The 14,553-nt window shown below is 50.3% G+C and carries 8 protein-coding genes; 2 read left to right on the forward strand and 6 right to left on the reverse strand.

The genetic code is table 11. The features are described from left to right. Positions 1-52: 52 nt before the first annotated feature. Positions 53-3,802 carry a DUF4132 domain-containing protein gene (locus EDI29_RS10130; protein WP_137740802.1) on the reverse strand — a complete coding sequence of 1,250 codons (3,750 nt, stop codon included), beginning with the start codon at positions 3,800-3,802 and terminating at the stop codon, positions 53-55. A gap of 559 nt (positions 3,803-4,361) precedes the next feature. On the opposite strand from EDI29_RS10130, the gene ppc reads away from it, so the two are divergent. Next, a complete protein-coding gene (ppc, locus tag EDI29_RS10135; protein WP_137740803.1) occupies positions 4,362-7,001 on the forward strand; it encodes a phosphoenolpyruvate carboxylase in 2,640 nt (879 codons plus the stop codon). A gap of 74 nt (positions 7,002-7,075) precedes the next feature. Here the strand turns inward: ppc and EDI29_RS10140 are convergent, their stop codons facing one another. The 5 genes from EDI29_RS10140 to udp all read right to left on the reverse strand — a co-directional run bounded on the left by EDI29_RS10140 (position 7,076) and on the right by udp (position 13,370). Continuing rightward, complete coding sequence (locus EDI29_RS10140; RefSeq protein ID WP_137740804.1) at positions 7,076-7,774, reverse strand: DUF1266 domain-containing protein; 699 nt, start codon at positions 7,772-7,774, stop codon at positions 7,076-7,078. Then, on the reverse strand, positions 7,771-9,822 hold the full coding sequence (locus tag EDI29_RS10145) for a tetratricopeptide repeat protein (protein WP_137740805.1): 2,052 nt from the start codon (positions 9,820-9,822) through the stop codon (positions 7,771-7,773). The genes EDI29_RS10140 and EDI29_RS10145 overlap by 4 nt, the downstream gene beginning before the upstream one ends. Then, positions 9,819-11,516, reverse strand: coding sequence for an Hsp70 family protein (locus tag EDI29_RS10150; RefSeq protein WP_137740806.1), 1,698 nt, complete (start codon positions 11,514-11,516; stop codon positions 9,819-9,821). Before EDI29_RS10150 ends, EDI29_RS10145 begins: the two co-directional genes overlap by 4 nt. 144 nt (positions 11,517-11,660) lie before the next feature. Beyond that, entirely contained in the window at positions 11,661-12,449 is a 789-nt protein-coding gene (locus EDI29_RS10155; protein WP_137740807.1) for a tyrosine-protein phosphatase, read from the reverse strand. A gap of 150 nt (positions 12,450-12,599) precedes the next feature. Further along, complete coding sequence (gene udp / locus EDI29_RS10160) at positions 12,600-13,370, reverse strand: uridine phosphorylase (protein WP_107169102.1); 771 nt, start codon at positions 13,368-13,370, stop codon at positions 12,600-12,602. Between the two features lie 327 nt (positions 13,371-13,697). On the opposite strand from udp, the gene EDI29_RS10165 reads away from it, so the two are divergent. After that, positions 13,698-14,525 carry a dienelactone hydrolase family protein gene (locus EDI29_RS10165; protein ID WP_137740808.1) on the forward strand — a complete coding sequence of 276 codons (828 nt, stop codon included), beginning with the start codon at positions 13,698-13,700 and terminating at the stop codon, positions 14,523-14,525. The last annotated feature ends 28 nt before the right edge of the window (positions 14,526-14,553 follow it).

Here is a 14,553-nt window from a genome sequence, read left to right on the forward strand (position 1 = left end):
CCACAAAATAATGAACGAAGCCGGCACAGTGTGTACCGGCTCCATAAGCGGATTACCAAGGCGTTTTGTTTTCCCAGTCGGCATCGTATCCCGAGCAGGCCTGTGCGACTTTCAGATAATCGGCGTAGCTTTCTGCCAATAAGATGGGCGGAACGTCCCGCAATGTCAGATTATTGCGATCCCAGTAATTTTGCTGATTTTTCTCAAAGCTCAAATCAAACAATACCGCCGGAATATTTTCTTCTGGCACGTAGCTGCCGCTAAATCCAATATTCACGTACAAATCCAGGCTACTGAAATGTTTGTAATAGTGGCTAAACGACCCGCCATCTTCCGCTGGCGCACGCTGGTATCCCATTTTGGTTAAGACGCCGCGCAGCGTGAACGTATCGGTCAACCACCCTTTTCTATCCTCAATTTCAACCTGTTTGAGATCGCGTTCTGGTACGGTATGTACCATCTGTGAGAATAAAAATGCCACTTTATAGTCGTTAAAATGCGCAAGCCAGGCTTCACGCGTCTCGTTATCGACAATGGCGGCATGCGCAAGCTGAATCATCGTGCCGTCCGATAATTCCACTTCATCATCTTCAAGATTAATTAAGCAGCCGTCATCCGTTGGCCTGAAGGTATTGAGCACGTGCTCCCCCTTTACTTCTTGCCACACTAAGCGCTCAATCAGCGGTCGCATCACCGGATGAATCATGATGTACGTCTGCCAGTCCTCACTCGACCATTGGCGCTGGGCGCACATCGATTCATACAAACGTGCAGTTTGCAGGTCGATCACCTGCTTCAACTCTTTTTTACTCGACGAGAACAGCTTTTTCGCTTCTTTTATCTGCTCTTCATTATCCGTTTTACGTGCGGCAGGCAGGGCTTTAATTTCTTTCCCTTCTGGGTTCAGGAGCACCAAGCGTTGCTTACTGTCCATGCGAGCGGTAAAGGTCCTCTCGCCGTATTCCAGCACTAATGTTCCCGTCTCATCCATCCCAGCGGTGGGGATCGTGCGGTCAGCCAACTCGTCGGCAGTCCAGCCGTTACGTTCGGCAATCTCTTTGACTAATTCACGCGCCTTATCCTGAATCGCCGCCGTACGGTAGCGACGTGACAGTGAGAGTAATAATTGAATAATGAGCGGATCGTCACTCATCGCCATCGCGCTGATCATCGCTTCAATCTGTGAACGGCGCTGGTAATGATCGCGCATATAATTTCGTAATACCGAGACGGCAACATGGCCTTCAATATGGCTAGTCAACGCCAACATGCCTTTCTCACTGATTGCCGAGCCTAAATAGCGCCGCAAGACTTCCTGCTTTATTTCTTCTGTCGTCTGCTCCAGCGTGTAATTCGCATACTTTTGGTAATACTCAGGGTAGAGTTCAAGATAACGTTGATAGTTTTTTAAACGTCCCGGTGCCTCTTTATGCGCTTCCAACATCGCTTCTTCCAGCGGTGGATTCTTCACATCCTGAGCAATAAACGTGTGTAAAATAAAATGACCGAGTTTCTGCTGGCTCTCTTTGGCTAATAAACCGACATAGCGCTGCAATAACGTATTACCCGCGGGCATTTTTAATTTTACCGCCAGGATTATCCACCATTTGATGATGTCAGTATCGACGGTCTTGCCGTTTTCCCATTTCAATGACGGTATCGCGTTATAATCAAACCAGCTCATGCTTGCAGGTGGGTTCGCCTTCAACCCTTTCAACGCCTCTTCATGCAATATTTTTTCGGATAAATAAGGCGAAATATCTTCACCAAACTGCTCTAATGCCGCCAGCAATGCTGCACGAACCGTTTCTCTTTTCTCTTTTTTTAACAACGCATAGAGCGGAGCGATACTGTCTTTATTTTTTATACGCGCCAGCCATTCGATCGTTGTAATACGGATTTCTTGTTTCGCGGAATGCAAACTTTCCTGTGCATTCACATGCACATTCGGCAACCTTTCCAGCAGCTTCTGCGCACTCACGCGGAAGGTTTTATTCTCGCCTAATGCCAGCTCCATAATACGTGGAATAAATTGTGCGGGGATAGCAGGGAATTTACTAAGTAACTCAAAAGCATGGCTTAATTCAAATTGACTATATTGGCTTTTGCTCTTATTTGGCAACAGCCCCAATGCTTCGGCAATATACTCTGGATATTGGGAGAAAAAAGGCCACAGCTGTTCCGGTTTAGGGAAGAGTTTCACCCCATCGTTATAGGATTCTAAGCAGAGTGAAGCGACGATTCGTGCGGGCTCACGGCACCCCAACTTTTGCAACACGCCTTCAATCTGTCGTAACTCCAATGCGGCGACAACATGCGCTGGCGCTTCATTTTCTATTCGAGCGGTGCTTAGATTGAAGTTCGCATGTATGTTGCCAAAAATAACTCTCATCGCATGATAAAAAGTAAATTCAGGAAGAGAACTAAGGCGATTCTTATACTTGATGATGTTGATATCTTCATTAGATAGTGGCTTCCCACTATTGCCCAGATTCAGTCTATCAACCAAACCATGACAATGCTCAACACTGACGGAGTTTATTTTTTTATAATATTCTTGCGCCCACTTATATTTGTTCACACTCTGTTTGTTCTCTGCGATTTCTTTTTCTGCGCTTATTTTTGCTTTTTCCAGCATTTCAGCCAGATTTTCTACCAGAATAATTTTTGCACTTTCAGGCAATGGCGTATCGGCAAGTAGCGTTAGCTCAGGTAAATCAGGGAGTTCAATATCTTGTGCCGTATCAACAACGGCAAAACGTGTAATGGCACTTTCGATACTTTTTATCACCGCCTTACTTTTTTCCAACTGCAACGCATGTTCTAAAATGTCTTTATTTTCGCCCTGACGAGCAAAGAGGTCGGCAGCTTGAGATCGCTGTTTTGGCGTTCCGTTAAACAGGATATCACTCAGGTGTGTTTTGACATCGCTAGCAGGGAGAATGTTCAGCAGCGGTTCCGCTTCATTACGTATCGTTTTTCGCTGATCGATAGCTGATTTAACAATCACATCCGAGAATAAAATACGTAATCCTTCACGATCGGATAAATATTTCAGGAATTGAATGAGACCCGGTGCAGAAAGTTTTTCCACCAGTGTGGTACGGACAAATTGCGCATGTTCTTCGATATAGGTATGCAAATCAGGAAGTTCAAAGAAAATATTCAGTTGCGCACTATAATAGTCAGATATTTCCGCCCTATCAAAGATCGCAAATAAAATAGACTCGCCCTGATCATGACTCTGCTCACTAACAAGCAGATCGGCAAGAAGCTGAATACGCCACCCCGTTCGGTGCGTTAATTTTAACGTCTCATTGGAGGTGCTTTTTAACGTCGTAGATAGCGCATCACACAGCAAGTAAATCATCCAGCTTGGCACTTCGCCCGTTATAATTTTTATATTTTTATTTTGGCATGCCGCAGATAAAACTTTAGCGAAGCGTATAACTTGTTCATTGGTGAGTGCTTTACCTACCTCAGAATAGAGCTTATAGCGTGAATTTCTCGCTTGTCTTATTATTTTATTATATTCACTAGAGTTAAAACTATTATTTTGAACATACCACCAATCAACCGTACCGGGTTTATCCAAAAGTACCGTTACTTTATCGGAATCCAGCTGGTTTAAGGCATAAATCACCTCAGGTTCAGCGCCAGTCATAACATAATGGAACAATTTTTTTGGCAGCGTGTTATCAAGCTCTCCAAGCGGTAATAGAGACTCTTGCAACAATTTTTCCGTTGGTGAAACATCCTTATTACCAAAAAATGGCAAAAGATCAAAAAATTTCTTTATCATGCCGACACCTAATTATGTATAGATAAACAGCAATTTTTTAACATGAATTGTGATTATTCTCAATTTTAAAATTCATATTTTTTCACCAACATTTATTTTGTTTATCATTACTTTTATAGCGAATAAAACCAATTAATCTAATTCTTATCCAAAATTTCAGGTGAAAATAGAATAGATTTAAAATAGCGCAATAGACCCCCTCAATAATTCGGGTAGCTTGTGCGAGGGTTGCTCTGACTCTCCCATTCACTGACCCCAGTACGCTTCTGGGGATGCGCTCAGTTACCGCGTTACGCGGCTCTAAACGGTCAACACATCGCGTGGTTCAGCACGCTAACGTTTTGCGAATTATTTAGGGTATAAGTTCACCTAATATCCACGCCGCTGTAATTAAATTTCACAAATTGCCAAGTCCGCATCAATGCAAGTACAAAGAATAGGGAGAAGAAAGAATCGTCAATTGACGAACCCGCCTTATCGTGGCTAGATGGAGGCAGTGCGTCAAAATATGTCAAGTGAAATAAACTTACAAAAATGGTAGGGATGGGTCAGGGTAACTATGAACGAACAATATTCCGCAATGCGCAGTAACGTCAGTATGCTCGGCAAACTACTCGGCGATACTATCAAGGAAGCACTGGGTGAAAACATCCTTGATAAAGTCGAAACAATCCGCAAGTTGTCAAAGTCATCTCGCGCAGGTAATGAAAAACATCGTCAGGAACTGCTGACCACACTGCAAAACCTGTCTAACGATGAACTGCTGCCCGTTGCCCGCGCATTCAGCCAGTTCCTTAACCTGACCAATACCGCTGAGCAATATCATACGATTTCACCGCACGGCGAAGCAGCGAGTAATCCGGCACAGCTTTCCAACGCCTTTGAGCGTTTAAAAGAAAATAAAGATCTGACCGAACGCGATATCCGTGACGCGGTAGAATCGCTGTCGATCGAGCTGGTGCTGACCGCACACCCAACCGAAATTACCCGCCGTACGCTGATCCACAAACTGGTGGAAGTGAATACCTGCCTCAAGCAGCTCGACCATAACGATTTGGCTGACTATGAGCGCAATCAGATCATGCGCCGTCTTCGTCAGTTGATCGCACAGTCCTGGCATACCGATGAAATCCGCAAAATTCGCCCTACTCCGGTAGATGAAGCCAAGTGGGGCTTCGCCGTAGTGGAAAACAGCCTGTGGGAAGGCGTACCCGCCTTTCTACGTGAACTGGATGAGCAGTTGGAACAGGCTTTCGGCTACCGTCTGCCGGTTGATGCGGTTCCGGTGCGCTTTACCTCGTGGATGGGCGGCGACCGCGACGGTAACCCGAACGTCACAGCAGAAGTCACTCGCCATGTGCTGTTACTCAGCCGCTGGAAAGCCGCCGATCTGTTCCTGCGTGATATCCAGGTGCTGGTTTCCGAGCTGTCGATGTCCGAATGTACGCCGGAACTGCTGGAACTGGCCGGTGGCAGCGAGGTACAGGAACCGTACCGCGCCATCATGAAATCACTGCGTTCGCAGTTGAGCAGTACGCTGAGCTATCTGGAAGCGCGCCTGACGGGTGAAGAACGCCTGCCGCCTAAAGATCTGCTGATTACCAACGAACAGCTGTGGGAACCGCTCCACGCCTGCTACCAATCGCTGAAAACCTGCGGCATGGGCATCATCGCCGACGGTCGCCTGCTGGATACGCTGCGTCGCGTACGTTGCTTTGGTGTGCCTTTGGTACGCATCGATGTCCGTCAGGAAAGTACCCGCCACACCGAAGCGCTGGCCGAGATTACTCGTTATCTGGGTCTGGGCGACTACGAAAGCTGGTCTGAATCCGATAAGCAGGCCTTCCTAATCCGCGAACTCAGCTCCAAGCGCCCGCTGCTGCCGCGCTACTGGGAACCGAGTGCAGATACCAAAGAGGTGCTGGATACCTGTCGGGTGATCGCGAAAGCGCCACAGGGTTCTATTGCCGCTTACGTGATTTCAATGGCACGCACGCCTTCCGACGTGCTGGCCGTTCAACTGCTGCTCAAAGAAGCCGGTTGCCCGTTTGCTCTGCCCGTCGCACCACTGTTTGAAACGTTGGATGACCTGAACAACGCCGACGATGTCATGACGCAGTTGCTGAGCATTGACTGGTATCGCGGCTTTATTCAGGGCAAGCAGATGGTGATGATCGGTTATTCCGACTCGGCGAAAGACGCCGGCGTGATGGCCGCCTCCTGGGCGCAGTACCGCGCGCAAGACGCGCTGATCAAAACCTGCGAGAAAGCGGGCATCGCGCTAACGCTGTTCCACGGACGCGGGGGGTCTATCGGTCGCGGTGGCGCACCGGCTCATGCCGCACTATTGTCACAACCACCGGGCAGTCTGAAAGGTGGCCTGCGCGTGACAGAACAGGGCGAGATGATCCGCTTTAAATACGGCCTGCCGGAAGTCACGATCAGCAGCCTGGCGCTGTATACCGGAGCGATTCTGGAAGCCAACCTGCTGCCACCGCCGGAGCCAAAACAGGAATGGCATCAGGTAATGGACGAACTGTCCCGCGTGTCCTGCGATATGTATCGGGGATACGTGCGTGAAAACCCAGATTTCGTTCCGTACTTCCGCGCCGCTACGCCGGAGCTGGAGTTGGGTAAACTGCCGTTGGGTTCACGTCCGGCCAAGCGTCGTCCGAACGGCGGCGTGGAAAGCCTGCGCGCGATCCCGTGGATTTTCGCCTGGACGCAGAACCGCTTGATGCTACCAGCATGGCTCGGTGCAGGTGCTGCATTGCAGAAAGTGGTGGATGACGGCAAACAGGGGCAGTTGGAAGAAATGTGTCGCAACTGGCCATTCTTCTCGACGCGTATCGGTATGCTGGAGATGGTGTTCGCCAAAGCCGACCTGTGGCTGGCGGAGTATTACGATCAGCGTCTGGTAGAAGAGAAGCTGTGGCCGTTAGGGAAGCAACTGCGCGATCAGTTAGCCGCCGACATCAGCATTGTGCTGGCGATCTCCAACGACGATCATCTGATGGCAGATTTACCGTGGATCGCCGAGTCAATCGCACTGCGTAACGTCTACACCGACCCTCTGAACGTGTTGCAGGCAGAGCTGCTGCATCGCTCACGTCAACAGGAACAGCCGGATGCCGATCTGGAGCTGGCGTTGATGGTCACCATCGCGGGTGTCGCAGCGGGCATGCGTAATACGGGTTAGTTGCGACAAAACGTTCGATCGCCACATGCGCTAACTCAGATGGCCTCTCAATAGAGAGGCCATCTGCACATTGGTTAAGGAATCGCCGTCGTGGCACTACCCAGCGGTAAATGCCAGTCCAACGTGTTCCACGGGCTTTCTGGATTACCCGTTAAACGACGCAGAATATCCATCTGATCGTTAACGAAATCTTCCGTCGCCAGTGAGCGCCAATATTGCCGCCCGACCACGTAACTAATGGCAAAGTGATACCAGCTGTCATATTTCTGTTGTGCATCCCGCGCCATAGACATGATCATATCCCAGCCTTCCGCTTCGCCCACCATGCCCACCGCCATCCCCCAGCGGCACAGATTGACGCTACGCCCTTCGTCCCAGGCATCAATCCCGGTACGGGCTAACGCAAACCGATTGAGCCTCACTATCAGCAATTCACTGTGATGTTCTTCGTCATGTTGATGGCACTGAATATACGCATCCATCTCCGCTTCAGACATCGCAGACAGCCTATGCTGTAGACGGCGGTAACCGGGCCCGTGTCCATGGCCGTTTATCAGACGATGGATCTGACGCAGCAGCGCTTCGCGAGTTTCAATGCCCCAATCCCGTTTCAGAATATGCCGGATCGCCTTCAGCGCTTCCTGTTTATCACCACCGCCATCCAGCACATCGTGCCGATCGCGATTCATTTCCGTCAGAATGGCTGACAGCCCCAGCCCCCATAGCTGAGTGTGGGATAAAGGCTGTGTATTTTCCTGATTTTCTACGGTCATGCGTTATCTACTCCCTGCTGCCCCGGCGCCATCTGCTCCAGCTTCATCAACCATTCGCCGATATCATCCATATCGCCGCCGTATTCCTGATATAACCTCACAGCACGCTGAGCTTTGTCATACAGGCCTAATTCGCAGGCAGATTTCAACAATTCCAGCGCAGCGTCCTCATGTTTGATGTTCCAGTCAATCGCTTCTTCAAAACAGTCTATCGCTTCTCGGTGACGTGATAACCGACTCAAACATTCCCCCCGGCGATACCATATCCGGGCATGAGATGGTTTACAGCGCACAACAAAATCCAGATCGGATAACGCTTCCTGATAGCGTTCAAAGATATAAAGCAAAAGTATCGAGCGAGCGGAGAAATATATCCAGTGTGATGCATCCAGCGCGATAGCCTTATTTATGCACTCCAATGCCTTATCCCATTCATCAGTAAAACGGAAAGCCTCCGAGAGCATAAACCAGACAGTGGAATTGTCCTGATGATAGCGCAAGGCGTTTTCCAATAACGGGATGATGTCCTGGTACATCTTCATTTTGTGCAGGGTTTGCGCTAAGCGAATTCTCGCATCGTAGCCATTTTCTCCTTGCCGCTGCGCCTCTTCCATCGCCCATGTATAGGCCTGCTGTGCGTCCTCATACTGCTCCAACCGATAATAGGCATCGCCAAGCGTCATATAGAGCGTCGAGGAAAGATGACGCTGGCTGAAATCACCATGCTTGACGAAAAGTGAGCGGTAGATGACCTCAAAAATACTGCCTCGGATTACGCGCCAGAGTGACGTCGCGTTGTGTTCCGCTCGCGCCATCAGGTGGCGGATAAAATCGATGCTCAACGTATACGCCCCATTTTGCAGGTAGCATTCTGCGACTTCTTCACAGTATTCCATGCTGTAACGCGTTGGTTTAATCGTCGCAAAGTCACCAGCAATGGTCTGCGCATTGATTTTAAGCACCTGAATCTGCGCTTCTATGTCATACGGCACTAGCGTACAAACATAGCGATACAGTTCCCGAGCTTCAAAGAGCAGCCCTTGAGCCAGAAAACAGCCAGCCAATCCCTTCAATGCCACGGCGTGGTCGCTTTGCCTCTCCAGCACCTGATTAAATGCATCGGCAGCACGCAGATACTGTCGGTCATTCAACTCGATCTGTGCTAACCGTAGGTAACCCTCTATTTGCTCCGGCACCATTGCAATTAACTGACGGCAGCATTCACGAGCAGGGGAAAAATCACCAAGGCTATGGTAGTGGGCGATAGCCCAACAGAGCAGCTCAGGATCGCAGATCTCTTGCGATAACATCTGCGCCAGTTGCCGATCAAATGCGGCATTATCATGTTGATAAACAATGCGAACCAGCTGTTCCCGGTCGTGAAAATAGCGGTCTACGTCTTCGCCAGTTATACCGGAAGGAAACCGCAACCCCCGCACCGGGATATGCCAGACATCCTCATCATTCAGCCATTCCAGTACATCTTCCACCTGCTGTGACGAATAGTGCCGCTTTAGCAACGGCACGTTGTGTTCCCAGTCGAACGTCTCCAATAAGCATTGCTTCACCGAGTCGGGCAAAAAAGCACAGTGGCCTAAAAAGCCAAACAGCCACAATGAAACAGGCTGTTTGATTTCAAGACGTTCGAGTACCGATGTCGATAGCACGTCACGCCAGACCTCATCGTCGATACGGCACTGAAAATCTGCATAGGTTGCTGCCACGCGCTGCTTTATCGCTTCAATTTGCTGCATCGTATCCTGCATGACAGCAATGTCATCATTCGCCATATTCGCCGCAGGGGTGCCAACGCTCTCAGCCTCTTCCGCCGTCTCTGACGCAGGACTTTCCTGCCGCTCGGCATCCCCTTTAGCCACCAGATAGCGTGCCTGTAAGAGCGCGTCTTCATACGCTGCACGGAGCGCTTTAAACGCTTCGGCGTCATCTTCTGGATTATGCTGTCGCAACAAACGCGCATACGCACGTCGAATGGCCATTTGGTCGACCGTTTCCTCAATCCCTAAAAATACCCAGCACGACGTTTTCATAACGAATGAGGCTCCATCTCATCAAATACGCTCTGTATCTCTTTTGTTACCCGGCGAATGAGCAAGGTGTCCTGCGTTTCCAATGCATCTTCAAAGGCTTGCAATTCATGTGCGATGCGTTCTCGTGCTTCGCCCATTAATTGCTCATATAAACGCTCACCGCGCGCCAGTAATAGTCGACTTTCCATACGCTCACGCGGATGTATTTTTATCTCTGCCAACTGCTGTAAGCGCACCTGAATCTCAGCGTCCGACAAATCGCAGCTATCATTGCGGATAATCGTTGATTTACTGTTGCCCTCATGAAGGTCTGTCGCCTGCACTTCCAAAATACCGTTGATATCGTAGGTATAACGCACACGCACAATGGGTTCGTCGTCTGGTGTTGGCGGAAACTCAATTTCCAGCTCACCCAATTTGACGTTATTGCGCGTCAGGCGGCTTTCCCCCTGATAGATTTGCAACAGCATGTTGGTTTGCCCTTCATGACAGGTGCTGAACACCTTTTCCCGGCTCACGGGGACGACCGTATTGCGATCAATAATCGGCGTATAATAACCGCTTTCCAGATGACCATTCGGCAAGCGACGTGCCGTTTCTAACCCTAAGGTGAACGGGCAGACGTCAGTCAGCACAACCTCCGATAGCCCTTGGCTACGCGCCTTGAGCCCAGCCTGCACCGCAGCACCCAACGCCACGATTTCATCAGGATTTAGCGTCGCGATCGGGTACTGACCAAATAGCCTGGCAGCCAGGCTTCTCACCACGGGCATACGGCTGGCACCCCCGACCAGAATGACGCAATTCAAATCACGCGGGGTAATAGCCGCATCATTCAATGCCCGCTCGATAGGCTGCCGTAACGCATCAATTAAAGGGGCGCAAAGTGATTCAAAATCATCGCGGGTAAGGTGCCACGGATACGCGACACCCCCGAACTCTGGCGCGATCGTCGCCTCGTGTTGCAGCGTTAACGCCCGTTTCATCCCTTCGATATGCTGGCGCAGGCGACTCATTTCTGACAAGTCGAGCGACGTCAGCGCATGCGCATTCAGAAACGCTTTTACCAGCGTATCGACAAAATCTTCGCCCCCCAGCGTGTTGTGCCCTGCTGTGGCGTTCACTTCCATAATGCCGTCAAATAGCGTCAGGACCGACACATCGAAGGTGCCGCCGCCTAGGTCGAAGACTAAAAAACGGCTTTCTGGATCATTAACATGCAATCCGTAACTTAGCGCAGCCGCTGTCGGTTCATTCACCAGGCGCTCCACGTTAAGACCGGCTAGCTGCCCTGCAAGCTGCGTTGCTTTACGCTGTTTATCATTAAAGTAAGCAGGCACGCTGATGACCGCTTCTGTCACGGGCGCACCAAGAAATGCCTCAGCATCGGCTTTCAGCACGCGTAGCAGAAAAGAAGATAATTCTTCCGGCTGGTAGGTCTGTACATCGCCGAGCGAGTAGGCCTTTTTCGTTCCCATGTAGCGTTTGAACAACGCTGCGGTTTTAAGTGGGTGAGTAATCAAGCGTTCTTTGGCAACACGCCCTACCAATAGATCGCCGTTATCATCAAGGCCGATAACTGAAGGGGTGAGGTAATCACCGTGTGCATTGGGAATCAGTACGGCTTTCTCGCCATCCCAGAATGAAACCAAACTGTTTGTCGTGCCTAAATCTATCCCTATGATATGAGACATGTTCCTCCCTGATTTAACAAACGCAAAACGCCTGATGAAATGCATCGGGCGTTGGTAGGCTGAATAGAATTAACCGATAAGAGAACTAATTATGACCACAATAACGGATTCGAAAAACGCATTATTGTAAAATAAAGCAGGTCATTATCCTGCAATCAGGTATTTATCTTGTAAATAATTCCGAGCGTGATTATCCAGACCGTATTCCACTTCAAGCCAGCTATCGATCGAACCATGCCGTTCATAGATCGCCTGCAACGCCGTCACAATGAACTCTTCCTGCACAGAGAGCACATAAGAGAACTGTCCCAATGCTTTCTCATTCAGCGTTTCCGACAAATGTGCCAGTAACTGCTGGCGGAATGGCGTCAGCGTCGTGTCCGTGAGCAGGTAATCTTCCATCACGGTCTGTTCATCGGCACCCAGAGCAAACATCACCAGCGCCGAACCGATACCTGTGCGATCTTTTCCCACAGCGCAGTGCTGTACCAGCCCGCCCTCATCTGGCCGTAATAGCAGCGACACCAGTTGCTTGTAGGCAGAATTATTGAAGGGCAAACGGCGGTAGAGTTCTAACATAAACGCGCGGGAATCAAACGCCGCCAGCACATCGGACCCTAGCGAATCCAGGTTGGCTGTCACTTCGTGGCGTAACGGATTGGCCGGATAAGCGTGATAACTGGCACCAGTCCACAGTACATCGGGCTTCTGCGCAATTTCATCGGCATCCCGATAATCCACCACGTGAGAAATAGGCACGCCAGCAAGGTGTTCACAATCCGCCTGGCTCAGCAAATCCAGCGAACCGGAGCGAAAAAGTTTACCGTGTCGGATAAGCCGCCCATCAGCAGCCCGGTTACCACCTAAATCACGGAAGTTGATTCCGCCGTCCAGCGGCAATAAAGAAGGGTGAAGCAACGTTGGTTCGGTCATACATCTCCTTGCGAGGTTGAAAGGCGAGCAAGGCAACCGTATTACACACGCAGAGCGTGTCGCAGGTTAACCCAATAAACCAGAACAAGTTGTTAGGATAAAGGCTGGCCTCTGCGATGACCAGCCCAAAATACCACCAATTTTTTGTACTTATTCAGCGGCTAACAGACGGCGTGTCGCGTCCAGCAACACCTTGATGACGGTGGTTTCAGCCAGCTTCATGGTCGCCGCATCCGGGATTTCCTGCTGGGTACGGTTCACGATCACACCCGCGATCATCCCCGCTTTTAGCCCCTGGCTGGCGCACATGGTCAGCAGCGTGGCAGATTCCATTTCATAGTTCAGCACCCCCATGCTCTGCCACTCTTCCATCGAACCGCGGAAGCGACGTACCACGCGTCCAGAGAAGGTGTCATAGCGTTCCTGACCAGGATAGAACGTATCGGAAGACGCCGTGATGCCCACGTGCAACGCGGCACCCGACGCTTTCGCCGCTTCCACCAGCGCGGTAGTACAGCCGAAATCCGCCACGGCAGGGAACTCCATTGGCGCGAAGTGCAGGCTCGCACCGTCAAGACGGACGGCTGCGGTAGTCACTAACACATCGCCGACATTGATGCCGGACTGAATCGCCCCCGTCGTACCCACACGCAGAAACGTTCGGATGCCGAGCTGCGCCAGTTCTTCTACCGCGATTGACGTTGACGGGCCACCGATACCGGTCGAGCAGACAATGATTGCCTTGCCGTCCAGCTCTGCACGCCAGGAGGTAAATTCACGGTGTGATGCCAGATGTACCGGGTTATCCATCAGGCGGGCAATTTTTTCGACACGCTCAGGATCGCCGGGCACGATAGCCAGCGTCGCGCCCTGTAAATCGTTCTTAACCAGACCAAGGTGGAACACATCAGATGTAGACATAACTGCCTCCCGGGCAATCAATTGGGTATTCAGAGAAATCGTGCCGAATGCCTCATCTATGCTGCTTGTCGCAGTCTGTCAGCATCCGTCTTATAAAAAGACTCTAGCGCATCATGACGTTTTTTTAAGTGACGGGAGTCACCTATAAAAAAGAAACAAACATCAACATACATAAAAAATGTGATTTAAATCACTGTTTATTGGGTAAGGAATTCATTTTTGCCGATTAATTGTCTTCTAGTGTAGATTCTTTAATCATTGATAGTATTTATCATGACATCCCTCTTTCACATGAAACTCGGCAGACCGATAACAGGAGAGCGCGTAATGAAGACTGATGAACAGACGACCTTCAAACATCTTCCTCAAGGGTTATCCCCGGCGGTAAAACCGCAGGGCTTCTCAATCATTACAACGGATTCTGTCGGTATCGTTGCCAGTGAAACCACCATTCCTTCCCAAGGCGAACAGCTACCTGCCTATATCGCCAGACCAGCGAACCATAATGGGCCGCTCCCTATCGTCCTGGTGGTTCAGGAGATTTTCGGCGTTCATCAACACATTCAGGATGTTTGCCGCAGGCTAGCTAAGCAGGGCTATATGGCCATCGCCCCAGAGCTGTATTTCCGTCAGGGCGACCCCAGCCACTATAACGACATTCAACAAATCCTGACCGAGCTGGTACATAAGGTTCCTGATTCACAGGTGCTGTCCGATCTCGATCACGCAGCCAACTGGGCGATTAAACAGGGCGGCGATGCCAGCAAGCTGGCAATAACGGGATTTTGTTGGGGCGGGCGTATCACCTGGCTCTACGCCGCGCACAATCCACAACTCAAAGCGGCCGTGGCGTGGTACGGCAAATTTACCGGTGAAAAAACGCTGAACAGCCCCAAACATCCGGTCGATATTGCAACGGAATTGGAAGCGCCCGTGTTGGGGCTATACGGAGCGAAAGACGAGAGTATTCCGCTGGAAAAAGTGGATATCATGCGACAGGCGCTACGCGCGGCGAACGCGGCGGCAGAAATCATCGTCTACCCCGATGCTGGCCATGCTTTCCATGCCGATTACCGCCCCAGCTATCATGAAGAATCCGCACGTGACGGCTGGCAACGGATGCTGGCATGGTTCCAGAAAAACGGTGTAGCGTAGCGCTATCACACGCATCCGTTCTTATCTA

Source organism: Pectobacterium polonicum (assembly GCF_005497185.1).
Lineage (GTDB): Bacteria > Pseudomonadota > Gammaproteobacteria > Enterobacterales > Enterobacteriaceae > Pectobacterium > Pectobacterium polonicum.

Excerpts from the sequence above, each read along its gene's own strand:
- EDI29_RS10140 (WP_137740804.1), bottom strand. The coding sequence starts at position 7,774 with ATGACCGTAGAAAATCAGGAAAATACACAGCCTTTATCCCACACTCAG.
- EDI29_RS10130 (WP_137740802.1), bottom strand. The coding sequence starts at position 3,802 with ATGATAAAGAAATTTTTTGATCTTTTGCCATTTTTTGGTAATAAGGAT.
- EDI29_RS10165 (WP_137740808.1), top strand. The coding sequence starts at position 13,698 with ATGAAGACTGATGAACAGACGACCTTCAAACATCTTCCTCAAGGGTTA.
- ppc (WP_137740803.1), top strand. The coding sequence starts at position 4,362 with ATGAACGAACAATATTCCGCAATGCGCAGTAACGTCAGTATGCTCGGC.
- EDI29_RS10150 (WP_137740806.1), bottom strand. The coding sequence starts at position 11,516 with ATGTCTCATATCATAGGGATAGATTTAGGCACGACAAACAGTTTGGTT.
- EDI29_RS10145 (WP_137740805.1), bottom strand. The coding sequence starts at position 9,822 with ATGAAAACGTCGTGCTGGGTATTTTTAGGGATTGAGGAAACGGTCGAC.
- EDI29_RS10155 (WP_137740807.1), bottom strand. The coding sequence starts at position 12,449 with ATGACCGAACCAACGTTGCTTCACCCTTCTTTATTGCCGCTGGACGGC.
- udp (WP_107169102.1), bottom strand. The coding sequence starts at position 13,370 with ATGTCTACATCTGATGTGTTCCACCTTGGTCTGGTTAAGAACGATTTA.